At 69.6% G+C, this 24,200-nt stretch carries 19 protein-coding genes and 1 pseudogene; 12 read left to right on the top strand and 8 right to left on the bottom strand.

All coding sequences use genetic code 11. The features are described from left to right. The 4 genes from FOZ76_RS14020 to FOZ76_RS14005 all read left to right on the top strand — a co-directional run bounded on the left by FOZ76_RS14020 (position 1) and on the right by FOZ76_RS14005 (position 3,930). Positions 1 to 1,524 (top strand): gamma-glutamyltransferase family protein, encoded by a 1,524-nt coding sequence (locus FOZ76_RS14020; protein ID WP_143948894.1) that lies wholly within the window; start codon positions 1 to 3, stop codon positions 1,522 to 1,524. Between the two features lie 101 nt (positions 1,525 to 1,625). Further along, positions 1,626 to 2,537 (top strand): fumarylacetoacetate hydrolase family protein, encoded by a 912-nt coding sequence (locus FOZ76_RS14015; protein WP_143948893.1) that lies wholly within the window; start codon positions 1,626 to 1,628, stop codon positions 2,535 to 2,537. A gap of 2 nt (positions 2,538 to 2,539) precedes the next feature. Next, positions 2,540 to 3,508 (top strand): tripartite tricarboxylate transporter substrate binding protein, encoded by a 969-nt coding sequence (locus tag FOZ76_RS14010; RefSeq protein ID WP_143948892.1) that lies wholly within the window; start codon positions 2,540 to 2,542, stop codon positions 3,506 to 3,508. Positions 3,509 to 3,549: 41 nt separating this feature from the next. Continuing rightward, on the top strand, positions 3,550 to 3,930 hold the full coding sequence (locus FOZ76_RS14005) for a RidA family protein (protein ID WP_143948980.1): 381 nt from the start codon (positions 3,550 to 3,552) through the stop codon (positions 3,928 to 3,930). A 16-nt stretch (positions 3,931 to 3,946) separates the two neighbouring features. Here the strand turns inward: FOZ76_RS14005 and metG are convergent, their stop codons facing one another. Together metG and FOZ76_RS13995 are read right to left on the bottom strand one after the other, a co-directional pair. Then, positions 3,947 to 6,115: a methionine--tRNA ligase gene (gene metG / locus FOZ76_RS14000; protein WP_143948891.1), complete on the bottom strand. Its 2,169-nt coding sequence runs from the start codon at positions 6,113 to 6,115 to the stop codon at positions 3,947 to 3,949. A 156-nt stretch (positions 6,116 to 6,271) separates the two neighbouring features. Continuing rightward, complete coding sequence (locus tag FOZ76_RS13995; RefSeq protein WP_143948890.1) at positions 6,272 to 6,604, bottom strand: hypothetical protein; 333 nt, start codon at positions 6,602 to 6,604, stop codon at positions 6,272 to 6,274. Between the two features lie 117 nt (positions 6,605 to 6,721). On the opposite strand from FOZ76_RS13995, the gene apbC reads away from it, so the two are divergent. From apbC to FOZ76_RS13980, 3 genes are all read left to right on the top strand, one after another. Continuing rightward, on the top strand, positions 6,722 to 7,807 hold the full coding sequence (apbC, locus tag FOZ76_RS13990; protein WP_143948889.1) for an iron-sulfur cluster carrier protein ApbC: 1,086 nt from the start codon (positions 6,722 to 6,724) through the stop codon (positions 7,805 to 7,807). Between the two features lie 138 nt (positions 7,808 to 7,945). Next, positions 7,946 to 9,829 (top strand): autotransporter assembly complex protein TamA, encoded by a 1,884-nt coding sequence (locus FOZ76_RS13985; protein WP_143948979.1) that lies wholly within the window; start codon positions 7,946 to 7,948, stop codon positions 9,827 to 9,829. Positions 9,830 to 9,891: 62 nt separating this feature from the next. Next, positions 9,892 to 13,425 carry a translocation/assembly module TamB domain-containing protein gene (locus FOZ76_RS13980; protein ID WP_143948888.1) on the top strand — a complete coding sequence of 1,178 codons (3,534 nt, stop codon included), beginning with the start codon at positions 9,892 to 9,894 and terminating at the stop codon, positions 13,423 to 13,425. Between the two features lie 103 nt (positions 13,426 to 13,528). Here the strand turns inward: FOZ76_RS13980 and FOZ76_RS13975 are convergent, their stop codons facing one another. From FOZ76_RS13975 to FOZ76_RS13965, 3 genes are read right to left on the bottom strand one after another with little or no spacing between them, the layout of a single operon-like run. Continuing rightward, the gene (locus FOZ76_RS13975) at positions 13,529 to 14,770 is read right to left on the bottom strand and encodes a tetratricopeptide repeat protein (RefSeq protein ID WP_170235442.1); all 1,242 of its coding nucleotides are present in this window, start codon (positions 14,768 to 14,770) and stop codon (positions 13,529 to 13,531) included. Between the two features lie 35 nt (positions 14,771 to 14,805). Beyond that, positions 14,806 to 16,686, bottom strand: coding sequence for a CHASE2 domain-containing protein (locus FOZ76_RS13970; RefSeq protein WP_143948886.1), 1,881 nt, complete (start codon positions 16,684 to 16,686; stop codon positions 14,806 to 14,808). A gap of 52 nt (positions 16,687 to 16,738) precedes the next feature. Further along, a complete protein-coding gene (locus tag FOZ76_RS13965) occupies positions 16,739 to 18,124 on the bottom strand; it encodes a FecR family protein (protein WP_143948885.1) in 1,386 nt (461 codons plus the stop codon). A gap of 395 nt (positions 18,125 to 18,519) precedes the next feature. Here FOZ76_RS13965 and rpmH point away from each other — a divergent pair, with 395 nt between their 5' ends. From rpmH to mnmE, 5 genes are all read left to right on the top strand, one after another. Beyond that, complete coding sequence (rpmH, locus tag FOZ76_RS13960) at positions 18,520 to 18,654, top strand: 50S ribosomal protein L34 (RefSeq protein WP_143948884.1); 135 nt, start codon at positions 18,520 to 18,522, stop codon at positions 18,652 to 18,654. A gap of 49 nt (positions 18,655 to 18,703) precedes the next feature. Further along, a complete protein-coding gene (gene rnpA, locus FOZ76_RS13955) occupies positions 18,704 to 19,096 on the top strand; it encodes a ribonuclease P protein component (RefSeq protein WP_143948883.1) in 393 nt (130 codons plus the stop codon). Next, complete coding sequence (yidD, locus tag FOZ76_RS13950; RefSeq protein ID WP_425473282.1) at positions 19,093 to 19,383, top strand: membrane protein insertion efficiency factor YidD; 291 nt, start codon at positions 19,093 to 19,095, stop codon at positions 19,381 to 19,383. The genes rnpA and yidD overlap by 4 nt, the downstream gene beginning before the upstream one ends. 90 nt (positions 19,384 to 19,473) lie before the next feature. After that, positions 19,474 to 21,156, top strand: a complete 1,683-nt coding sequence (gene yidC / locus FOZ76_RS13945) for a membrane protein insertase YidC (RefSeq protein ID WP_143948882.1) — start codon at positions 19,474 to 19,476, stop codon at positions 21,154 to 21,156. Between the two features lie 253 nt (positions 21,157 to 21,409). After that, on the top strand, positions 21,410 to 22,846 hold the full coding sequence (mnmE, locus tag FOZ76_RS13940; protein ID WP_143948881.1) for a tRNA uridine-5-carboxymethylaminomethyl(34) synthesis GTPase MnmE: 1,437 nt from the start codon (positions 21,410 to 21,412) through the stop codon (positions 22,844 to 22,846). Positions 22,847 to 23,110: 264 nt separating this feature from the next. Here mnmE and FOZ76_RS27965 read toward each other — a convergent pair. The 3 genes and pseudogenes from FOZ76_RS27965 to FOZ76_RS13930 form a co-directional block, all read right to left on the bottom strand. Continuing rightward, positions 23,111 to 23,359: pseudogene (locus tag FOZ76_RS27965) on the bottom strand (Fic family protein); the annotation flags it as partial. 20 nt (positions 23,360 to 23,379) lie between these two features. Further along, on the bottom strand, positions 23,380 to 23,502 hold the full coding sequence (locus tag FOZ76_RS28180) for a hypothetical protein (protein WP_281283002.1): 123 nt from the start codon (positions 23,500 to 23,502) through the stop codon (positions 23,380 to 23,382). A 101-nt stretch (positions 23,503 to 23,603) separates the two neighbouring features. Beyond that, positions 23,604 to 23,822 carry a hypothetical protein gene (locus tag FOZ76_RS13930; RefSeq protein ID WP_143948880.1) on the bottom strand — a complete coding sequence of 73 codons (219 nt, stop codon included), beginning with the start codon at positions 23,820 to 23,822 and terminating at the stop codon, positions 23,604 to 23,606. Positions 23,823 to 24,200 lie beyond the last annotated feature (378 nt).

Below are 24,200 nucleotides of genomic sequence, written 5' to 3'. Positions count from 1 at the left end.
ATGAGCCGATCCCGCGCCAGTGCCTTCGGCACACGCTACGCCGTTTCCACCGGCCATCACCTGGCCTCGCAGGCCGCCGCCGACGTGCTCGACGCGAATGGCACGCTGGTCGACGCGATGCTCGCGGCCTCCGCCGTGCTCGCGGTCGCGTTGCCGCACGCCACGTCGCTGGGTGGCTGCGCAATGATGCTGACCTACGACGCGTCCAGCCGCCGTCTGCATGCGCTCAACGGCTCGGGCGTGGCGCCTGCCGCAGCCGAACCGGCGCGTTTTCCCGACGGCATTCCGGCACGCGGGCCGCATACCTGGGTCGTGCCGGGACTGGTGCGGTTCTGGGCCGAGGCCCACGCGGCGCACGGGCGTACCCCGTGGCGCGAGCTGCTGGCCCCGGCGATTGCGCTGGCCGGGCAGGGCATGGGTTTTTCCAGCGAGCTGGCACGCAATCTGGGCAACGCCAAGCCCGAGGTGCGGCGCCAGCCGGGCTTCGCGCAGGCCTTTCTTGCCGAGGGCCAGGATCGGTGCGCCGGCAGCCTGTATCGACAACCGGCGCTGGCCGAGACCCTGAGCGCCGTCGCCATGGAAGGCGCGGATGCGTTCTATCGCGGCGCCGTGGCACAGCGGCTGTGCGCCTATGCCGAATCGGTCGGCGCCTTGATGGGGCGCGAGGATCTCGCCGCCGTGCGGGCGGCGTGGTCCGAGCCGGTCAGCCAGTCCTATGGCGAATGGAAGGTCAGCGTGATGCCGCCGAACTCGGTGGGCGTGCTGATGCTCGCCCAGTTGGCCCGGTTGCAGCCCGTGCTGGGCGAGGCGCGCGAAGCGCGCCTGTACACCCAGATCATGGAAGCCAGCCGCTGGCTGCCGCGCCTGCGCGACCGGGTGGCGGACCCTGGCGCCGCCTGGCCATGGCCATCGCCCGCCGAGCCGAGCGCGCGCCTCGGCGATCCGCGCGAGCACCGCGATGGCGACCCGGGCGACACGGCGGGCATCGTGCTCGCCGACGCCCAGGGCAACGGCCTGGTGATGCTGCAGAGCGTGTTCCAGCCATTCGGCAGCGGCTGCGTCGACCCCGGCACCGGCATCCTGATGAACAACCGCCTGTACGAGTTCAGTCTGGACCCGGCTGCCCACAACCGGCTCGCGCCGGGCAAGCGGCCGGTCCACACGCTGAATCCCTACATCGTGCAGGCCGGTGGCGAGCCGGTGCTCTACGCCGTATCGCCGGGCGGCGTGAGCCAGACCACCACCGGGGTGCAGTGCATCGGCAATGTCCTGCTGGACGGCATGTCCCTGCCCGCCGCCGTCGATGCGCCGCGCTGGAGCCTGTCGCGCGATGGCGAGGTCATGTGCGAGCCCGGCTTTTCCGCCGCCGTGGTCGAGGCGCTGCGCGCGAGCGGGCTGGCGGTGACCACGGATTCCCTGCATCCCTTCTATTTCGGCTCGATCAAGGCCGTCCGGCGCTTGCCGCAGGGCGTGCTCGAGGCGGCAGCGGACTTGCGTCGCGAAGCCTGTGCGATCACGCGCTGAAAAGCCGGCGGCGGGCGGGCCCGGCTGCCCGGGTGCGCCGGCGTGCAGCCGGTCCCGACCTTGTTTTTGCGTTCAACCTTTGCACAACCAGGAGCGTACGAATGAAGTTGCTCACCTACCTCGTCGGCGATACGCCACGGCTCGGGCTGCTTGACGAGGGCGACATCGTCCTCGACCTGACGAGCGCGTGGCGAGCTGGCGATGCGGTCGGCCCGGCCCCCGCCAGCGTCGGCGAACTGATCGCCGGGGGCGAAACCGCATTGCGGCACGTCGAGGCGCTCGTACCGGTGACTCGCGCGCTGGCGCAGCCTGCCTTGCCGGCAGACGAGGTCACATGGCTGGCGCCCATTCCGAGGGTCGGGCGCAATGTGTTCTGCGTGGGCAGGAACTATCGCGAACACATCATCGAAGGCAATCTCGCCCGGGGCCGCGATCCCGACGACTTCCCCAAGGCGATCGAGTTCTTCACCAAGCCGCCGAGCAGCGTTGTCGGCCATCGCGCCCGGGTGAGGCGGCATGCCGGCGTGACCGGGCAGTTGGACTACGAGGTCGAACTGGGCATCGTGATCGGCAAGGGCGGCGCCGACATCCAACGCGAGCACGCCATGGCCCATGTCTTCGGCTACACCATCGTCAACGATGTCAGCGCGCGCGATCTGCAAAGCCTGCACGGTCAATGGTTCAAGGGCAAATCCCTGGACACCAGTTGTCCCGTCGGCCCTGTCATCGTGACGCGGGACGAGATCGCCGACCCCGGCAATCTCGACTTGTCCATGCATGTCAATGGGCAGCTCAGGCAGCAGGCGAACACGTCGTCCATGCTGTTCGACGTCGCCACCATCGTCGCCGAACTTTCGCGCGGCATGACGCTGGAGCCGGGCGACATCATCGCGACGGGCACGCCGTCCGGCGTCGCGCTGGGCATGAAACCGCCGTGCTGGCTGCAGGAGGGCGACCGCATGGTCGCCGAAGTGGCCGGCATCGGCCGGCTCGAAAACGTCGTGGGGGCTTGACCATGAGCTTGCCTGTCGTGATCGCCGGCGCCGCCTTGGCCCTGGCGTCGATGGCTGCGGCGGTTCCCGCCTGGGCCGCCTTTCCGGAGAAGCCGGTAACCCTGATCGTGCCGTTCCCGGCGGGAGGCACGATGGACACCGTCGCCCGGCAGTTGGCGCAGGGGTTGAGCCAGTCATGGCGCCAGCCCGTGATCGTGGAGAACAAACCGGGCGCAGGGACGACGATCGGCACGCGCCAGATCGCGCAGTCGGCGCCGGACGGCCACACCATCGGCATGGTGGCGAACAGCTTCGCCATCAATGCCAGCCTGCTCGACGAGCTGCCATACGACACGCGCGCCGACTTCGCGCCGGTCGCCCTGGTGGCGTACACGCCGCACGTGCTGGTCGCCCGCCAGGATCTGCCGGTGGCCAGCGTGCGGGACGTGCTGGCCCTGGCCAAGGCGCAGCCCGGGCAGTTGAGCTTTGCTTCCTTCGGGACCGGCACATCGCCCCATCTCGCGGTGGAAATGCTCAAACAGCAGGCCGGCGTGGACGTTGCGCACATCCCGTACAAAGGGCAGGCGCCAGCGCTGAACGACCTGCTGGGCGGGCACGTCGACCTGCTCTTCAGCAACCTGCCGGACGTGCTGCCGCATCTGCAATCGGGCCGCCTGCAAGCCGTGGCCGTGGCCGACGCCCAGCGCGCGGCGCAGTTGCCGGACGTACCCACCCTGGAAGAGAGCGGCTTGCCGGGCTTCTACTCGAACTCCTGGTTCGCCGTGGTTGCGCCGGCCGGTGTGCCCGCGGACACCTTGCGTGCGATCAGCAGCAGCATCGTCGAGGCAGTGCGCACACCATCATTCACGACGTTTCTGTCCGGCCACGGATTGCAGGCCGAGCCCATGGCCGCCGAGGCTTTCACCCCCTACCTGGCCGCGGAGATCGACAAGGCGGCCACGTTGATCCAGGAAACCGGCGCTCGCCAATGAGTTCCGCATCCACCCTTTCATTGTCCAACCAGGAGCTTGCCATGCCCAAGGAAATCATCACCTCGCCTCTCGTCACCCCGCCCAAGGCGCCGCTGTCGCCGGCCGTCAAGGTCGGCAATCTGGTCTTCGTCTCCGGCCAGCCCGCGTTCTACGGCGACCGGCAGATCGCCGAGAACGACTTCGAAGCGCAGATGCACCAGGTGATGGCGAACCTCAAGGCGCTGCTCGAAGCCGCGGGCAGCAGCCTCGACAAGGTGGTCAAGAGCAACGTTATCCTGACCGATGCCAACGACTTCGACCGGATGAACGCGATCTATCGGACGTACTTCAAGGAAGGGCAGTATCCCGCCCGGACGACGATCGCAGCCTCGATGGGCAACCCCAAGTTCCTGCTCGAGATCGAGTGCATCGCCGAGGTCTGAGCGTCGCCGGACGCTCTCACCGCACGCGCATGCCCGGCTGCGCGCCCGGCCACGGCTCCAGCACGTAGATGCCGGGGTTGTTCTTCTCGTCGGCATCGCTGGCCGCCAGCACCATGCCCTCGGAGACGCCGAACTTCATCTTGCGCGGCGCGAGGTTGGCGACCAGCACGGTCAGCTTGCCGACGAGCTGCTCGGGCTCGTAGGCCGAGCGGATACCCGAGAACACGTTGCGCGTGCGGCCTTCGCCGGCGTCCAGGGTCAGGCGCAGCAGTTTTTTCGCGCCTTCGACATGCTCGCAGGCGACGATCCTGGCGATGCGCAGGTCCACCTTGGCGAAGTCGTCGATGGTGATGGTCGGCGCGACCGCCTCGCCGCCGGGCTGCGGCACGTCGCCGGTGGGCTCGGCGTCGCCGATGGGAGCGCCCGCGGCATTGCCCGGTACGCTGGCCGCCGCGTCGCGCGCGGCCGCCGCAGGCACTGCGGCCTGGGCGGCGGCACCGGCCTTGGCGGCGGCGCTGGCGGCGTCGAACAGGGCGTCGAGCTGCTTGCTGTCCACGCGCTGCATCAGGTGCTGGTAGGTGGCGATGCGCGCGGTGGGCTCGGCAACGTCGCTCCAGACGAAGTCGCGGTCCAGGCCGAAGAGCTCGCGCGCGACCCGCGACGTGAGCGCCGGCAGCACCGGGGCCAGCATGACCGACAGCGCCTTGAAGCCGGCGATGGCCTGGCTGCACACACGGTGCAGCGCTTGGCGCTGGACCGCGTCCGCGGCGGCGCTGCGCGCCATCACCCAGGGCTGGGCGGTGTCGAAGACCTGGTTGATGCGGTCGGCGAGCGCCATCACTTCGCGGATCGCGCGGCCGTACTCGCGCGCTTCGTACGCCGCGGCGACGCCGGCGGCGATTTCGCTGATTTCGTTGGCGAAGTCGGCGTCGGCAGCCGCCAGCTCGCCCTCGAAGTGCTTGTGGATGAAGTTGGCGGCGCGGCTGGCGATGTTCACGTACTTGCCGACCAGGTCGCTGTTCACCCGGGCGACGAAGTCATCGGGGTTGAAGTCCACGTCCTCGACGCGCGCATTGAGCTTGGCCGCGATGTAGTAGCGCAGCCATTCCGGGTTCATGCCGGTCTCGAGATAGCGCAGCGGCGAGATGCCGGTGCCGCGGCTCTTGGACATCTTGGCGCCGCTCACGGTGATGAAGCCGTGCACGTTGAGCTGGTCGGGCGTCTTGCGGCCCGAGAAGTGCAGCATGGCCGGCCAGAACAGCGCGTGGAAATACACGATGTCCTTGCCGATGAAGTGCACCTGTTCGGTGCTGCCGGCGGGGTCGAGCAGGGCGTCGAAATCCAGCCCGGTCCGGTCGCAATACGCCTTGAACGAGGCGAGGTAGCCGACCGGCGCGTCGAGCCAGACGTAGAAGTACTTGCCCGGCGCATCGGGCACCGGAATGCCGAAGTACGGTTCGTCGCGCGAGATGTCCCAGTCGGCGAGCTTGCCGTCCTCGCCCAGCCACTCACGGGTCTTGGCGTAGACCTCGGGTTGCAGGTGCGGCGTGCCGTGGGCGTTGCGGCCGGCCGTCCACTCCTGCAGGAAGGCCACGCAGCGCGGGTCCGAGAGCTTGAAGAAGAAGTGCTCGGAGCTCTTGAGCACCGGCGTGGCGCCGGTGATCGTGGAATACGGGTCGATCAGGTCCGTCGGCGCGTACACCGCGCCGCACACCTCGCAGGAGTCGCCGTACTGGTCCGCGGCCTTGCAGCGCGGGCAGGTGCCCTTGATATAGCGGTCCGGCAGAAACATGTTCTTGACCGGGTCGTAGAACTGCTCGATGACGCGGCTGTCGATCAGGTCGGCCGCGCGCAGGCGCCGGTAGATGTCCTGCGAGAGCGCGACGTTCTCCGGGCTGTGCGTGCTGTGCCAGTGGTCGAAGCGGATGTGGAACCCGTTCAGGTACTGCGGCCGCTCGGCGGCGTAGCGGCCGACCAGCGCTTCGGGCGTCACGCCCTCGCTCTCTGCCTTGAGCATGATGGGCGCGCCATGCGCATCGTCGGCGCCCACGAAGTGCACCGTGTGGCCCTGCGAGCGCATGAAGCGCACCCAGATGTCGGCCTGGATGTACTCCATGATGTGGCCGACGTGGAACGAACCGTTGGCGTAGGGCAGGGCGGTGGTGACGAAGAAGGTGCGTGGCATGGCGGATTCCAAAGGCGGGCGCCCGGGGGGCTGCTACAGAGCGGGCGCGGGCGCTGCTCTGACGAACCTGACATTGTAGGGGTTCACGGCAAAAAGCCGCGCGGGCACAAGGCCGGCGCGGCATGCAAGGCAGGTGATGTACGGCGCGGCGCGGCGTCAGCCGATGTCGCGCGCCTCGACGTCGATCACATTGCGCTCGCGCGCGGGACGCGAGGGCCGGCGCACGGCAGCGTCGCGCGTGTACACGGCATCGCCCTCGGCGGGAGCGCTGGGGCCGGCGCCGGGTGTGCGCACGAAGCTCCACTGCGTACCGCGCCGGGCCTGCCACATCTGGGCAAGCGCGAACGGCCTGCCGCGCACCTTCGCCACCACGTACATCACGCCGAGCGCGATGGCCGTCGAGAGCATGAGGACGAACGCCATGGCGAGCCCGGCCAGGGCCAGGATCGCGATGAAGACGCTGCGTACCAGATTCGCTAGAAAATTCATGCGGGTAGTCTACCTCGGTTGAAAAGCCCTGCGGGTTACAGGGTGTGCCCCTACGCCGGGGCGGGCTTCCGCTATGCTTGGGGGGTCGAACGCCGACGGCAACACCTCAGGAACCCCATGCCTATCACCCCCGAAAATATCCGCGAGATCCTCAAGCAGACAGTCGATCCGGAGACCGGCATCAGCCCGGTCACGGCCGGCTCGCTCAAGCATCTGGCGGTCGATGGCAACGACGTGTCGTTGGACATCGAACTGGGCTATCCGGTTCAATCCCGCCTGCAGGCGCTGCGCGAGCATTTCGTGCAGGCACTGAAAACAGGTGGGGCCGGTGCGGTGAATCTCAACCTGACCTGGAAGGTCATCGCGCACGCGGTGCAGTCCGGCACGAAGGTGATGCCCCAGGTGCGCAACGTGATCGCGGTCGCGTCGGGCAAGGGGGGCGTGGGCAAGAGTACCACCGCGGTCAACCTCGCGCTCGCCCTGGCGGCCGACGGCGCCAAGGTGGGCATGCTGGATGCCGACATCTACGGCCCGAGCCAGCCGACCATGCTCGGCGTGTCCGGCCAGCCCAAGAGCCCGGACGGCCAGACCATGGAGCCGCTGGTCGGCCACGGCATCCAGGTGAGTTCGATCGGTTTTCTGGTCGATCCGGACACGCCCATGGTGTGGCGCGGCCCGATGGTCACCCAGGCAATGGAACAGTTGCTGCGCAAGACCCGCTGGGACGACCTCGACTACCTCGTGGTGGACATGCCGCCGGGCACCGGCGACATCCAGCTCACGCTGGCGCAGAAGGTGCCCGTGACCGGCGCGGTGATCGTGACCACGCCGCAGGACATCGCGCTGCTCGACGCGCGGCGCGGCCTGCGCATGTTCGAGAAGGTCGGCATCCCCATCCTGGGGCTGGTGGAGAACATGGCGGTGCACATCTGTTCCCATTGCGGGCATGCCGAACACATCTTCGGCGAGGGCGGGGCTGCGCGCATGTCCAGCGACTACGGTGTGCAGGTGCTGGGCTCGCTGCCGCTGGCGCTGAACATCCGCGAGCAGACCGACGCCGGCCGCCCCACCGTGGTGGCCGAACCCGAAGGCGCGGCCACCCAGGCATACCTCGGCATTGCGCGCAAGGTGGCCGCCCGCGTGGCGTCGCAGGCGCGCGACATGACCTCCAAGTTCCCCGCCATCGTGGTACAGAATACGTAATGCCGGTACGCCACCCCGGCCCCGGCCGTTGTGGCCGGGGCCGGGGTGGGCGCCACGTCCCGCCAACCAGGACCAGAGATACGCGTGAGTTTTTCGTACCGACGCTTGCTGCTGTTGACGCCAGGAGTGCTGTTCGCCATGGGTGCCGTGCAAGCCCAGCAGACCCGGCCCGAAGTCACCATCGACCCGGGCGGGGTGCCGCCTGCCGTGCTGCAGGCGGTCACCAAGGCCGTCGATCACATCATTTCGCTGTCGCAGGATCAGGACGGCGGCGAAGTCGACCGGCTGCGCCGGCGTGCGCGCGACGTCACCATCACCGCGCTCGCCACCGAGGGTTATTTCTCACCGGACGTTACCTTGCAGGCCGGCACCGACATCGGTGGCGAGACCTGGGACATCACGATCCGGCCCGGCGAGCGCTCGGTCATTTCCTCGGTGGACCTCGGTTTTGCCGGGGCGATTTCCCATGACCGCTACAGCGAGCGCGTCGAGCGCATGCGCACGGCCTGGAGCCTGCCGGTGGGCGCCGACTTCCGCAGCGAGCAGTGGGAGACCGCCAAGCGCGACCTGATCGGTTCGGTGAGCGAAGAGGACTTCGCCTTTGCGCGCATCGACAAGTCCGAGGCGCGGGTCGATGCGGACGCCGCCCGCGTCGACCTCACCGTCCACGTGGCGAGCGGCCCGGAGGTCATCCTGGGCGAGCTGCAGACCGAGGGCCTGCGGCGGGTCCCGTCGCGGCTGGTGCGCCGCTACGTCACCTACGAGGAAGGGCAGACGCGCTACAACCGGCGCGACATGATCCGCTGGCAGCAGGACATGCAGAGCACGTCCTTCTTTTCCTCGGCGGACGTGGCGCTGGCCCGGGCGTCGGGCCGGCGCACGATCCAGCAGGTGGCCGACCAGATGGCCGAGGGCGAGGGTGCGGGCGACCTGGACGCGATGCGCACCCCGCCCGAAGCCGGCCAGCCGCGCGATACCCAGACCGAATCGTCGGTCGACGAGCCGGGGGAGCGCCGCGCCGGGCTGATGGACATGGATTCGATCGTGGTGCCGGTACGCACCACCGTGGTCGAGGCGCCGGCGCGCCGCGTGGGCGTCTCCATCGGCGCGGACACCGACGTGGGCGTGGGCTTCGAGACCTCCTACCGCCAGAACGTGGTGCTCGGCCAGCCCGTGGAGCTGCAAAGCGGGCTCGGGCTGGATCTCAAGCGCCAGATCGCCTTTGCCGATATCTATCTGCCGCCGAGCCCCGAAGGCTATCGCGACAGCGTCGGCGTGCGCGCCGAGCACTACGACATCTCCGGCCAGGATCTGCAGCGCGTGGCGTTCGGCGGCACCCGCTCGCGCACGCGGCATGGCGCGGGCGACAGCCGCGTCGAATACGAAACCCGCACCAGCGCGCTGCTCGCCTACGACAAGGTGAACATCAGCGGCGGCGACAAGTACACCCTGCCGTCGGTCAACCTCACGCAGCAGTGGCTGCGCCGCGATGTCGACAACCGGTACAACCCGCGCTCGGGCAATCTCATCGAACTCGTCGCCGGTGTCGGTACGTCGGTGCGCGAATTCAATCCCTATACCCGTCTGTACGCGCGCGGCCAGCAATGGTGGCCCATCGGCGAGCGCGATCTCATCACCGTGCGCGGCGAGGTCGGCAAGGTGTGGTCGCGCGACGGCGCGCGGGTGCCGGACGATTTCCGCTTTCGTACCGGCGGCGCGCGCACGATCCGCGGCTATCGCTATCTGCGCCTGGGCCTCGAAGAGGGCGATGCCACCGTGGGTGCCCCCACGCTGGCGGTGGGGAGCGTGGAGTATCAGCACTTCTTCACCGACATGCTGGGTGTCGGGGTGTTCGTCGACGCCGGCGACGCGGCCGCATCGTTCCGCGACATGGACATTGCCTGGAGCGTGGGCTCCGGTCTGCGCGTGCGCACGCCCGCCGGGCCGATCTTCGTCGATCTCGCCTGGGCCGACCGCGACAAGCGGCTGCGCCTGAGCTTCTCCCTGGGGTTGGCGTTTTGACGGGGCGAAGAAGCAGACGAACGCGCCGGCCATACAGCCGGCGCCGGCAGGGCGGCTTTCTGATGACCGTGTTGACGATCCTCCTGGTGATCGTCGGCATGGTGATCTGGCTGGTCATCACCAACGCCGGCGCGAACTTCGCGCTGCGCATGGGCATGGCGGCCACGGGCGGCGAGGCGGTCGGCATCCACGGCTCGCTGTGGCGCGGCCTGCAGATCGAACGCCTGGACTACCGCTCCGAGACGCTGGATGTGCACGGCACCAACCTGCGCCTGCGCGTGGACTGGCCGGCGCTGGCCGAGCGGCGCCTGAGCGTGCGCGAGGTCGCCGCCGACAGCCTGCGCGTGGACCTGCGCACGCCGGCCGAGCCCCAGCCCGAGCCCGACAGCGGGCCGCTGCAACCTCCCGCCTGGCCGAGCCTGCCCGGTTCGGCCGAGGTCCTGCACCTGCAGGTGGGCGAGCTGATCCTGACGCAGGACGGCGAGCCGCTGCCCGTGACCTTCCAGGATATGCGCGCCGGCCTGTCGGCGGATACCGCCGGCGCCTTGCTGATCATCGACAACCTGGGTGTTCGCGGGCCGGACGCCAGCGCCGACATCCAGGGGGCGATCAGCGCGGGCGCGGGCGACCCGCTGTTCCTGCAGGCCGATCTCCGGGCCGCGGTGCGGCAGGCGGAGCGCACGGCCGATCTGCGTCTCGCCGTGCTGGGCCCGCTGGATCACCTGGACGTGAGCCTGCTGGGAACCGGCGAAGGCATGTCGGTGGACGCGCGCGCGAGCCTCGCGCCGTTCTCGCCGACCCTGCCGGTGACCGCGCTCAAGGCCACGGTGCGCGGCTTCGATCCGAGCGCCTGGGTGGCCGATGCGCCGTCTGCGCTGCTCAACGTGAGCGCGGACGTGCAGCTCGACGGGGTGCTGCTGACCCCGGCCGCGGCGCCGGCGGCGAGCGCCGATGCGCCCGTGGGCGGCGGTGCCGGCACTGCGGACGATGACGGCGCTGCGGGGGCCGCGCAAGGCGATGCCCCTGCCGTGCCCGGTAAGGCCGGCCAGGGGGCCCCGGCGGATGCATCCGCCGCCGCAGACGAGGCCGGCGCGCGGCCCGGTGCCGACGCTGCCGGGCAGTCCGATTGGATGGCGCAGTTGCGCGAGCTGCGCGCCCAGTTGCACATCACCGTGGACGAGGGCAGCCGCTGGCGCGATCGTCCGCTGCGCGCGGATGTCAACGCGCGCCTGGAGAACCTGCGCCTGCCCGAGTTGTCGGTGCTGCTCACGCATGCCGACAACCGCATCGAGGCCAAGGGGGCGCTGGGCGGCAGCGACGATCAGGTCGACTTCCGAGTTGCGCTGCCCAACCCGCAGACGCTGGTGGACGGCGTGGAAGGCAGCGTGCGCCTGGACGGGAGGCTGCGCGGCACGCTGGAGCGCCATGAACTGAACGTTACCGGTCGGCTCGACCATCCGATGCTGCATGCGGAGGGCCCGGCCGGCGGCAAGCCGGCGCCGGCCGCCCGGGTGGCGACGGTGGCGCCCGGCCAGAACGAAGTGATCGAGCCCTCGGCCGATGCGCCCCTCGACCTGCCGGCCCTGCTGCAGCAGGGGCCGTTGGATCTGCAACTGCGGGTGGCCGGTGGCTGGGACGCGGGCACGTCCGGCCAGCTCGGGCCGGGGCGCGAAGGGTGGCGCGGCAATGTCGCGGAGCTCGCCGTCAAGAACCGGCGCGTCAGCGTCGCGCTGGGGGCCCCCGCGCCCGTCGCCGTGGTGCCCGGCGAGCCCCTGCTGTGGTCGGTGGGCGAGACCAGCGTGCGCATCGGCCTGCCCGAGCGCCGCGTCATCACCCTGGCGCATCGGGCCTCGAGTGGCAGCGGCAGGCAGTGGCGTTCGGCGGGCCGGATCGACGACTTCGTCCCGGCCTGGGTGCTCAGCCAGTTGCCGCGCATCGACGACCCGCTGCGCGTGAACCTGGATTGGGACCTGGCCATGACGCAGTCGTTGGCCGGTTCGGTGCATCTGCGCCGCACGCGCGGCGACGTTGCCCTGCCCGGCGGTCCGCCGCTGCGTGCCGGCCTGAGCGAGCTGAACCTTACGTTGCAGGCCAAGCCCGGCAGCGGCGGCAACAGCGCACTGTCGTTCCAGCTCGATCTTGCCGGCAAGCAGCTAGGCTCGGTGCGCGCCAGCGGGACCTCGGCGGTGGCGGTGCGCGACGGCATGCCGGAATGGGGCGAGCAGCAACCCGTCGCCGTCGACGCGGACATCGCCCTGGCGGATCTCGCCGTGCTGACGCCGCTGACCGGCGACGCCATCGATGTCGGCGGCCGCCTGAACGGCCGCCTGCGCGTGACGCGACAGGCCGGCGTATGGAATACCGGCGGCACGCTGCAGGGCTCGGACCTGCGCGTGGTGCTGATCGACCAGGGCGTGCGCATGCTCGACGGTACGCTGAACGCGCGTCTGGTGGACAACCAGTTCGTCGTCGACTCGCTGCACTTTCCGGGGACGATCCGCAGCGCGCCCCGCGACAGCCGGGTCCAGTCCTGGCTGGCCCAGAACGCCGAAGGCTCGGCGGTCCAGGCCCAGGGCGCGTGGTCGCTGGAAACCGCAAGCGGCAATGCCACCGTCACGCTGACGCGCTTTCCCCTGGTGCAGCGCGCGGACCGTTTCATCGCCGGCTCGGGCACGGTGAACATCGAGGCGTCGCCCACCAATCTGGACATACGCGGCAAGGTGGTCGCGGACGTCGGCTGGATCAGCCTGGAGGGCGCATCCGACCTGCCTTCGCTCGCCAGCGACGTGGTGATCGTGCGCGCCGGGGACGACGCCGAACTGAGCAAGCCTCTTGCCATGAACATGAACCTGGAGGTAGGGCTGGGCAACGCCTTCTACCTGCGCGGCATGGGCCTGGATACCGGGCTGGAAGGCAGCATCCGCATCCTGAACACCCAGGCGGGCATGCGCGCGCGCGGCGTGGTCAATACGCGCGACGGCCGCTTCAGCATCTACGGCCAGACTCTGGTGGTCGATCGCGGCGCGGTCACCTTCCAGGGTCTGCTGGACGATCCCCTGCTCGACATCGTCGCTGTACGCCGCGGCCTGCGCATCGAGTCCGGTGTGCAGGTGAGCGGCACGGCGCGCAACCCGATCATCTCGCTGATCTCCTTCCCGGACGTGCCCGAGGTGGAGAAGCTGTCCTGGCTGCTGCTCGGCCGCGGGCCGGATGCGAGCGGGGCGGATGCCGGCATGCTGCTCGCCGCCGCGGCTTCCCTGCTGGGTGACGAGGATTCGGAGCCCTTGTATCGTCAACTGGGGCTGGACGAGATGGGCCTGCGCTCGAGTGCACGCGCCGGCCTGAGCGGGCTGCTGCCGGATCGCACCGTCGTGAGCAGCATCAACACCGCCAACGACACCGATGCCGATTCGCAGTTCCTGGTCGTCGGCAAACGCCTCTCGGACTCGCTGTATCTCACCTTCGAGCAGGCGCTCTCGGGACGCGAGACCATCGTGCGGGCAAGCTATCGCATCTCCGAGCGCCTGTCGGCGGCGGTGCAGGGCGGCACGCTCACGGGGGCGCGGCTGATCTGGTCGTTCGTGTTCGACGACTGAACGCCCCGCGCCGGCGGGTGCGTCGGGAACCCGGAATCGGCCGGGTTCCCCGCAGCCGGCCGGCCCGGGGCTATGCGCACGGGCCCCCGGCGGCCTTCGTCATTCATTGGAAGACGTAGGTGACCGACAGCGTGGCCGTGGCCTCCTTGTAGTCCAGCAGGTCGATCGCGCTGCTCTGGCGCGCCGCGTACAGGCCGAGGTTGACGCGCCACTGGCGGTTGAGGTTGACCGAGAGGTCCGAGCTGAGCTGCCAGCGGGTGCGATGGTTGCGCACGTCGCCGAACAGGGGGCTGTAGGGGTCGGTGTCGCGCGCGTGCAGTACGCCCGCGCCCAGCACCAGCCGGGGAACGTACCTGCCCACCTGGGGCAGCGTGTATCCCTGGCGCAGGTCCAGCGACGCGCGGTACTGGGCACGCCCGGCGCGCTGTTCCTGAGCGAAGTCATACTCGAGGCCGGCGTTCAGGACGGTGGCCTCGCCCAAGGGCAGGCTGCTCAGCAGCCGGGTCGTCCACCAGCCCGGCTGACCGCTGGGCTCGCGGCGCTCCAACGTGGCGCGCAAGGCCATTCCCTGCGGCGAGAAGCGGTGTTCGGCCCATGCACCCACCGAACGGATGGCGCCGAGATAGTCCTCGTCCACGCCCAGGGCGATCAGGCCGACGCGCGATCTCGGCGCGACGCCGATTCCCACCTCGGCCAGGCCGGCATGGAAATCCGGCAGCTCGCGCGAGAACGGACGCCTCGCGTTGAGTTCCATGCGCAGCGAGATGTCCTGCATGGGCCAGCGGGTTTCCCAGGTGAAACCGGCTTCCGCATAGGCACCGCCGCGCTCGCGGTAGCGCGCGTCCAGGTGCGCGACGATGGGCACGCCATCGAGCAGCAGGGTGAGGTCTTCGGCTGCGGTCGAGCGCGACAGATTGGTGCTCGCGCCCACGCCCACGCGCAGCTCGCCGGCATGGGCGCGCAAGGCGCGCGGCGTCAGCGTGGCGACCCCGGGCGGCGGGCCGAATTGTTCGAGGGCGGCCGAGAGAATGTTGCGACAGCCGACGGGGTCGCCCAGCTCGCACAGGGCCAGGCCGTAGTCGTACCATGCGCCGGCGAAATCCGGGTCGAGCAGGGCCGCCTGCTCGAAATGCAGAGCCGCCGCCTGCGTGTCGGCGCGCGCCCGGGCGTCGAGCCCGGCCTCGTAGGCCTGCTGTGCCTGGACGCGCGCCTGCGCGGGCGAGAGCGTGCCGGCGGCATCGGCGGCCGAGGCGTACATGCCCGCGACGAGCCCGATCGCGCAGACGCCGAGCAGCGCTCGTGCGCTCGTGCCGCGCATCGCGCCCCGGCTGGACGCAATGCGCACGGACTGTGCTGGAGAAGAGGGCAACGGCATGGGATTCAGGACGCGGCGGCCGGACGCGCATTAGGCCAGTGATTGTTGGGCAGGTCGGCCAGGGTGAAGAGCGGCATGTGCTCGGCCCCGAGATCCAGCGTGGCCGCGGGCACGGTGGCGCCCGCGGGCAGCAGGCTGGCCACGGTCTGGCTGACCAGCACCGGCCATGGATGGTGGCGGGTGAGGCGCTCGATGTGCGCGGCGAGATTGGCAACGTCGCTGACCACGGTGAAGCGCTTGTGTTCCTCCCCGAACGAGCCGAGCAGGTAGGGGCCGGCATGCACGCCGATGCCCAGGGCAAGCTCGGGCAGGCCCTGGGCCGCGAGCCGGCGATTGAGTTCGGGCATGCCCTGCATGATGTCGCGTACGGCTGCGATCGCAGCGCGAGCCTGTTCGCGCCGGCCGCCGGTGCGCCAGAGCAGCAGTGCGCCGTCGCCGGCGACCGTGTCGAGCATGGCGCCATGCTTCACGGCATGGTGCACGACGTGAGCCACGCCGGCGTCGCACCAGGCCGCGAGCTGCTCGAGCGGCAGGCTCTGCGAGCGCCGCGTGTAGCCGAGGATGTCCGTGACCATCACCGTGCCCCAGCCGGTTTCGCTCGGCACCTCGGTGTCGGCGCGCGTGAGCAGCCGGCGCAGCGGCAGGGGGACGTAGTCCCGAAAGCGCTGCACGAGGCGCGAGCGCTCGCGCAGCACCAGGGAGAGCGTCAGCGCCACGCCCGCGATCAGGGCGAAGCTCGCCGGCGCGCCCGCGGGCCAGATCTGGCGCCAGACGAGCCAGGCGAGCAGTGCGCCGGCCAGCGGCGCCAGCGCGCCGACGGTGGTGATGGCGATGAGCTGCGCCCGCCGCTGCGCATACCAGGCGAGCAGCAGGCCGACCGCCAGCGCCCAGGCGAGCATGGCGGGCTGGGCGGCGCGCGGCTGGAAGGGCAGGGCGTTTGCGAGCCAGGCGCGTAGCGCGTGCGCGTGGACCTCGATCCCGGGCACGCGTTCGTAGAGCGGGGAGACGACCATGTCGCCCAGCCCCAGCGAGACGCCGCCCACCAGCAGCAGGCGCTGGTCGAGCAGGCCGGCCGCGAGGCGTTCGTGCCAGACGTCGGCGATCGAGACGTAGCGCAGATCGTGGGAGCCGCGCCAGGGCACGGCGAGTGTGAGGTCCTCGCCGACCGGGATGGCGAGCGCGTCCAGATCCCCGGGCACGAGCAGCCAGGGCGCCTCGAGCCAGCCGCCGCGCTGGATCGCCCATTCGTCGGCACCGGCCAGCGTGGCGGCCGCGGCCTGCACGAAGCTGCCGGCGCAGGGCTGGCCGATGCTTTCGAGGCAGATGAGCGTGGGCAGGCGGCGCATCACCCCGTCGGGGTCGATCGCCGCGTTGATGTGCCCCGCGCGCGCGGTGGTGGCGAGCTTGGCGTCGCTGCCCAGCACGCCGGCAAAGCGCATCGTGTCCGCTGGCGGAAAGCCGTCGGGCAGCGGGTGTGTGAGCGAGAGCCAGGGCGTCGCGCCGCGCATGCCGGGGTCGGGCAGCATGAGCTGGCCGAGCGCGCTGGGTACCTGCGCCAGCGCGGCGGCGAAGGCCTCGTTGCCTGCGGCCTGCTCGGGGGCCGGCGGAAAGACCGCGTCCAGGCCCAGGAAGCCGGGGCGGTGGTGCCGGTACAGCCGCGTCAGCAACTCTGCCCAGGTGGCGCGCGGCCACGGCCAACTGCCGATGGCGTCGATCGACGCTTCGTCGATGGCCAGGATCACGATGGGGCTGCCGCTGTCCTGTGTCAGCGCGTCCAGCCCCAGGCGCGCCACGTGCAGGCGATGCTCCAGCAGGGAGCGGGTCGGTTCGACGAACACCAGCGCGGCCAGAGCCAGGATCAGTGCAATGAACAGCCTGCGGGTCATCCGGTGGTGGCGGGGGGTGAGGGTGATACGGCGCAGCGCAAATCGCGATCGCTCAGCGCTTGCCCCAGCCGATCACGCCGCTCAGGGAGCCGTCGACATAGTCGCGCTCGACCGTCGTGACGGCGCTCTCCAGGCCGGCGCCCAGGGCGCCCGTGACGCGCGAGTTGGACTGCGCGGGCGTCGACTGGAGATAGCCGCGGTCGTTGATGATGCCGCGCGCGGCCGTGTCGTAGGTATTGCCCGCGCCGCTGAACGTGCTGGTGGTGGCGAAGGTGCGGCTGTCGAAGTTGACGTCGAGCGCGCCACTCTGCACCGCCAGCGCAGTGGCGCCTTCGGCACCCACGAACACGCCTTCGCCGCCGGCCGCCGCAAAGGACGCGAAGCCGCTGCGCGGCAGTTGGCGAGCCATGTTGTCCAGGCCGGCACCGTACACGCTGTTGACGATCAGGATGCCCTTCTTCTGGGCGACCAGCTCGCTCACCCTGGCGGCGCTGCTGGCGTCCACCCCGGCGCCGCTGGACCAGCGTCCCCAGTACACGTCCTTGGGCATGGCCGCCAGGCTCGGCAGTTCGACCCCCGGCGGCGGCGTCACGATGGGCGGGCCGGACTCGCTCGGCGTGCCTGGTTGGCCGGGCGGGTCGATCGCCGGCGGCGCGACCGGGTCGGCGGCGAGCGGCTTGGGGTTGTCGTTGCGCAGCCGTTCGCTCGGGCTGTCGGCGGGCAACCGGGCCACGGCCACGGGCTCCTGCGGGTGCGGCCGCTGCAATTGGTCGGGGCTGGAGTCCGGGTCCTGGACCAGCCTGGGCAATTGCTCGCCTCTCACCACTTCGACGTAGCGCCCGTCGGTGCCCTGGCCCGCGCCGAGCAGCAGGCCGCCGCTGGCGCAGGTGCCGAAACCGTCCGCCGCGCATTGTCCGCCGAGCGCGGCCACGATCACCGCGCCGCTGTTCACCGCCACCCGCGAGGTGCCCGCATCGGTGGCGACGACGAAATCCGTGCCGCGCACGCCGACCGCGGCAACCGGCGTATTCAGCCGGAAGGCTTCCTTGTTGGACTCGCCGACCGCGCCGGTGATCGAGCGCGCCACGCCTTCCTCCAGGCGGTAGCGCACGCGATCCGTAGCGGTGTCGTGCCGATAGTCGAAGACGTCGATCTGGAACACCGAGAACGGACGCACGGCGACCATGCCGCCATCGGCCATGCGCACATGGACGAAGGCGCCCTCGCCGGTCACGATGGTCTGGCCCGGCTGCAGCTTGTACCCGCGCGTAGCGGGGATCTCGCTCTCGCCCTGGCGGATCGCGGCAGGCCCCGCAGCGAGAACGATCTCGCCTGCGACGCGTGCGGGCTCGGCCAGGGCCGGCAAAGCCAGGCTGATCCCCATGAGGACGATGCCCGGCACGAGGCGGGGGCGCCAACGGCGCAGATGGGCTGACATGGGCGGGCTCGATGCGAAAGCGGAGGGGCGTTGCAAGACAGTAACACTCCGTCAGATTCTATGCCATGCACCGGGGTGGGGATAGTCTCGCATTGACATATTGCTGCAGTTTTGATGAAATGGCGGGCTTTGCAAAAGTACAAAAGTACGTTCGCGCGTGGTCAAGGGCAGTCCAGGGGCAGCACAGACAGGGGCAGCACAGACTGCTTTTGCCGGCGCGGGGCGAGGCGGCGGGGTTGACCTCGCGGGTTTCGCGGCGTTTAGCGCCTTTGGCCCGACGTCGATATGGCTTTTGCGCGTCCGGTGGCCGTGCGGCACTTTGGCCCGGCCGCCTCACTTTCATACGCTTCGCGAATTGCCGCGTAGCGATCAACACACACTTAGCCGAGTCCGTCATGAAGCGTACTTACCAACCTTCCGTCGTCCGTCGCAAGCGTACCCACGGTTTTCGCGTGCGCATGAAGACCCGTGGCGGTCGCGCCGTCATCAATGCCCGCCGCGCCAAGGGCCGCAAGCGCCTGGCCGTCTGAGCCCCGATGCGTGGCGGGCCGAGGTTCGCCGCGTTTCGCTCGTCCGTCCATGAGCGGTTCCTTTGCCTTTGCGCGTAGCGCAAGGTTGCTGAAGCCTGACGCGTTCGCGAACGCCCTCAAGGGGCGTCGCATCGCGAGCGGGGGCTTGCTCATGCTGCACGTGGGAGCGGTGGCCGAAGGCCAGGCCCGTCTCGGCCTGGTCATCGGCAAGCGCCATGCGCCTCACGCCGTCACACGCAACGCGATCAAGCGCGTCGTGCGCGAATCGTTTCGTCATCATCGCGGCGAGCTGCCGGCGGCAGACTACGCCGTTCGACTGTATCGTCCCGTGGGCGACGTTTCGTTGACCGCGCTCAAACGCAGCGCGCGCGCCGAAGCGGACGCGCATTTCGCGCGTGCGCAGCGCCAGGGGCGGGCCTCCGGGACGGGGACACCATCATGAGCCGTGGCGACGGCATGTTCGACGCTGCGAAACGCAGCCCGCGGACGGTACTGCTGTTGCCCTTGCGGTTCTATCGCTACGTCGTCAGTCCCTGGCTCGGGCCTTCGTGCCGCTTCTATCCCTCCTGCTCCTTGTATGCACAAGAAGCCATCGAGACCCATGGCGCCATGCGTGGCAGCTACCTGGCCGTGCGCCGGGTCTGCCGCTGTCATCCCTGGAACCCCGGCGGCCTCGATCCTGTCCCACCGCGGCGCGCTGCTTCCCCGCAAGAGTCCGGTAGCGATTAGCGGCTAAACTCTGGCGGCTCCCGCGGCGCCGGCCGTCCGCAAGGACGAACCCCGCCGTTCACGATTCTTCTTCCAGTAGCTTCCCAGTCCATGGATATCAGACGCACCATCCTCTGGATGATCTTCTCCTTCTCGCTGCTGTTCCTGTGGAACAACTGGCAAGTTCACAATGGCAAGCCGTCGTTGTTCGGCGGGGCGCCGGCGGCCCAGCAGCAGGAGCAGGCCCAGGCAGATGGTCAGACGCCCGCCAGCGACGCCGGCGTGCCGGTGCCCACCGATGTCGCCGCCGCGCCGCCCTCCGAGGTGCCGGCCACGCCGCAGCCGGTGCAGACCCAGGCCGAGCCCGTGGTGATCACCACCGATGTCCTGCGGCTCACCTTCGATCCCGTGGGTGCGCGCCTGGTCAAGGCCGAGCTGCTGAAGTTCGGCGCTGTCGACGATCGCGATCGCCCCGTCGTGCTGCTCGACAACTCGCCCTCGCTGACCTACCTGGTCGAGAGCGGGGCGGTCGGCCCGCAGGGCGCCGCGTTCCCGACGCACCGCACGCCGTTCCAGGTGACGACGCAGGCACGCGAGCTGTCCGGCGACGCCATGGACATCAGCTTCGAGGCGGTCAGCGGCGGCCTGCGCGTGGTCAAGACCTTCACGGTGCGCCAGGGCCGCTACGACATCCACGTGCGTCACGCGCTGACCAACGTCGGCGACGCGCCCGTATCGCCCTCGGTGTACATGCAGATCACGCGGGACAGCAGCAAGCCGCCCGGCGAGTCGAGCTTCTACAGCACCTTCACCGGCCCGGCCGTCTACAGCGAACAGGACAAGTTCCAGAAGATCTCGTTCGCCGACATCGAACGCGATCGCGCCACCTACACGACGCAGGCGAACAACGGCTGGATCGGCATGATCCAGCACTACTTCGTCACCGCGTGGGTACCCGACCAGGGCGTCGAGCGCACCAACAACCTGGTGGCGCTGGGCAACAACCTGTTCGCCATGCGCGCGATCGAGCCGGCGGGCAGCCTCGCGCCGCAGGAGACGCGCGTCATGAACGCGCAGCTCTGGGTCGGCCCGCAGGACCAGCAGGCCCTCGAGCAGGTCGCGCCCGGCCTCGGCCTGGTGGTCGACTACGGCTGGCTGACCGTCATCGCCAAGCCGCTGTTCGCGATCATGACCTGGCTGCACGCCATGCTCGGCAACTGGGGCTGGACCATCGTCGCGCTGACCGTGCTCATCAAGCTGGTGTTTTTCCCGCTGTCGGCGGCGAGCTATCGCTCGATGGCCCGCATGAAGGCCGTCGCGCCGCGCCTGCAGGCCATGAAGGAGAAGTACGGCGACGACCGCCAGAAGCTCAACCAGGCCATGATGGAGCTGTACCGCACCGAGAAGATCAACCCGCTGGGCGGCTGCCTGCCGATCCTGGTGCAGATCCCGGTGTTCATTTCGCTGTACTGGGTGCTGCTCGCCAGCGTCGAGATGCGCGGCGCGCCGTGGATACTCTGGATCACCGACCTGTCCGTGCGCGACCCGTGGTTCATCCTGCCCGCCATCATGATGGCCACCATGTTCCTGCAGATCCGGCTGAACCCCACGCCGCCGGACCCGATCCAGGCCAAGGTCATGATGATCATGCCGCTGGTCTTCGGCGGGATGATGTTCTTCTTCCCGGCCGGCCTGGTGCTGTACTGGGTGGTGAACAACTGCCTGTCGATCGCGCAGCAGTGGTACATCACGCGCAAGATCGCCAACCAGACCGCCGCGGTCGCCAAGGCGTGATGCCGGCGGCGTAGTACGCAGCGACGGGCGGCCGAGGCCGCCCGTCGGCTTTTGCAGGGTGGGGGATGATACGAGGCAGGTGCGGCGCGGCCCGGGAAGAAGCTTCCCGCGCGGCCAGCCGAGCGCCGTAGGCCACGTGAACCCGTCCGGGCACAGATGGTCCGTCGCCTTCATTCGCTACACAATAGCGGCCAGGGCCTCGGGCCGTCGCCTTGCCGCCCAGCCCGCGATCCTCTCATCATCGACCGACGCCATGTCCGCTACGCGCAGCCTGCCCATCGTCGCCATCGCCACCGCCCCCGGCCGGGGCGGCATCGGTGTCATCCGCCTCTCGGGCGCAGGCCTCGAGCCCGTCATGCGCGCCGTGCTCGGGCGTGACGACCTCACGCCGCGCCATGCGCACTATCTCCCGTTTCGCGACGCCGATGGCAGCGCCATCGACGAAGGGCTTGCCCTGTACTTCCCCGCGCCGCATTCCTACACCGGCGAGCACGTCCTCGAACTCCAGGGCCACGGCGGCCCCGTCGTCCTGCGCCGCCTGCTGGCCCGCTGTCTGGAGGCCGGCCGGGACATCGGCCTGCGCCTGGCCGAGCCCGGCGAGTTCACCCAGCGCGCCTTTCTCAACGAACGCATGGACCTCGCCCAGGCCGAGGCTGTCGCCGACCTCATCGACGCCGCCAGCGAAGCCGCCGCCCGCGGCGCCGCCGCCTCCCTGCGGGGCGCCTTCTCGCGCGAGGTGAACGCCCTGGCCGACGGCATCGTCCACCTGCGCATGCTCGTCGAAGCCACCCTGGACTTCCCGGAAGAAGAGATCGACTTCCTGGAGAAGTACCAGGCCCGCGACACCCTGCAGGGCCTGCGCGACACCCTGGCCGCCATCCTCGCCAACGCCCGCCAGGGCGCCATCCTGCGCGAAGGCCTGCACGTCGTCCTGGCCGGCCAGCCCAACGTCGGCAAGTCCAGCCTGCTCAACGCCCTGGCCGGCTTCGAGGCCGCCATCGTCACCCCCGTCGCCGGCACCACCCGCGACCGCGTCGTCCAGGCACTCAGCATCGACGGCGTGCCCCTGCACATCGTCGACACCGCCGGTCTACGCGACACCGAGGACCTCGTCGAGAAAATCGGCATCGAGCGCACCTGGCAGGAGATCGAACGGGCGGATTTGATCCTGCATTTGCAGGACGCGCGCGGGGCCGTGGCGGCAGCGCCGTCGGAAAGCCCCGACGCGAACCGGCCCAACCTCTCGGACGCCCGCGAAGCCCTGGCCGCCGACCCCGCCATCGACGCCGCCATCGCCCAGCGCCTTCCGCCCGGCACCCCCGTTCTGAAGGTCTACAACAAAGTCGACCTCCTGTCCGAAGACGTCCAGCCGCCGCAAGACGGCCTGCCCATCTCCGCCCGCCAGGGCGCGGGCCTCGCCGAACTGCGCGCCGAGCTGCTGCGCATCGCCGGCTGGAACCCCGGCGCCGAATCCCCTTACCTTGCGCGCGAACGCCACATCGCCGCGCTCAACGAGGCGGACGAGCATTTCGCGCTTGCTGCAGAGCATGCCGCCGAGGACGACCGGGTGCTGGATCTCTTTGCCGAGGAACTGCGGTTGGCGCACAACGCGCTGGCCTCGATCACCGGGCAGTTCACCAGCGACGACCTGCTGGGGGTGATTTTTTCGCGGTTCTGCATCGGGAAGTGATGCGATGTCCAGGGACATCCACTGACGTCTCCTGTCGGCCTTGCTTTTCCAACGGAGGAAGAATTCTAGCCAGGGCTGCCAGTGCGGGGCATCGCTGCGGATGCCGCCCTGGGTCTGGCGCAGCGCCAGGTAGTAGCCTTCCTTGTTCTGCTCGATCACCCTTTCGAGCGAGCTGTAGGGCACATGCGCATAGCCGGACTGCAACAGCAGGAGAGTGGTCAACACTCGGCTCAGGCGGCCGTTGCCGTCCTGGCAGAGGTGGATCTCCAGGAACACCACGATCCAGATACCGATGCGCAGCAAGGGGTGCAAGCGCCCGGCGCCGCGTTCTTCGTTGAACCAGGCCAGCAGTTCGGCCATCAGACGCGGCGTGTCGAAGGGCGTGGCGGTCTCGAATACCACGTCCAGCGGCTTGCCGTGTTCGTCGAACGCGGCCACGCTGTTGGTGGTGGTCTTGTAGGTGCCGCGATGCCAGGAGTCTTTGTCGCTGTGGGTCAGCAGGTCGCGGTGCAATTGCCGGATGGGGTTCTCGGTCAGGGCAGCCGGTCAGGCGCCAGCGTGCCCAGGGCGCGCCAGGCGCCCTCCTTGAACTCGTCGATGCCGGCGATCAGACCGAGAATCTCCAGGGTGATCTGGACGGAGTCGGTGCGGATCATGGGAACCCATAATGCGCCCATTTACACCAAAATAAGCCGACCAGCGCTTCGCCGTTCGGTGACAGGGCGCACACAACGTTCCGCTCCACCGCGGTCTGGCATCACGGGTTGCGCGGCCCGCTTTTCTTTTCCAGGTGCCACGGGGTGTCGTCGCGCGGCTTGAAGACGCCTGGCTTGCTGTCGGGCGCGGGGTCGGGGTTGCCGTCGAAACGTGTGGCGCGATGGGCTTCCGTGGTGTCGCGCGCTTTGTCATCGTCGCTGCGGTTGGCTTTCTCGATGCCTTTCTGCACGTCGTTGGCGATGTCGACTTTGGATGTCATGGTGTGCTCCGTGATTGAGAACAGACGGACGCGGGCCATTGCCCCCGGTCGGCCGGCGGGTGTTCGAAGACACAGGCAGAACGTGCGCGTGGCGTCGGGGGCCGGAGACAACGCGCACGCTCGAGCAGGATGCGCGTCTCGAACACGCTGCTTTGTAAATCGCGCTGAAGCTTGGCGATGAATCCGTACGGGCGCAGCAGCAGCCTTGGCCCGCTGTCGAGGTGGGGCGCTCCGGGTACGGGGCGGGCGAACGTCGGGGGCATACGGGATCCTCGTGCAGGGCGATATGCGAATGCACTCGCCTGCCTCGATACCCGCAAGCGGCGTACCGCCTGCCGCCTGCGCCACTGGCCCGAATCCTGCAGGGGTGATGCCCTC

It is taken from the genome of Verticiella sediminum (assembly GCF_007558815.1).
GTDB lineage: Bacteria > Pseudomonadota > Gammaproteobacteria > Burkholderiales > Burkholderiaceae_B > Verticiella > Verticiella sediminum.
The sequence above is the reverse complement of the archived record's forward strand: the minus strand, read 5'-3'. Positions and strand labels throughout refer to the sequence as shown.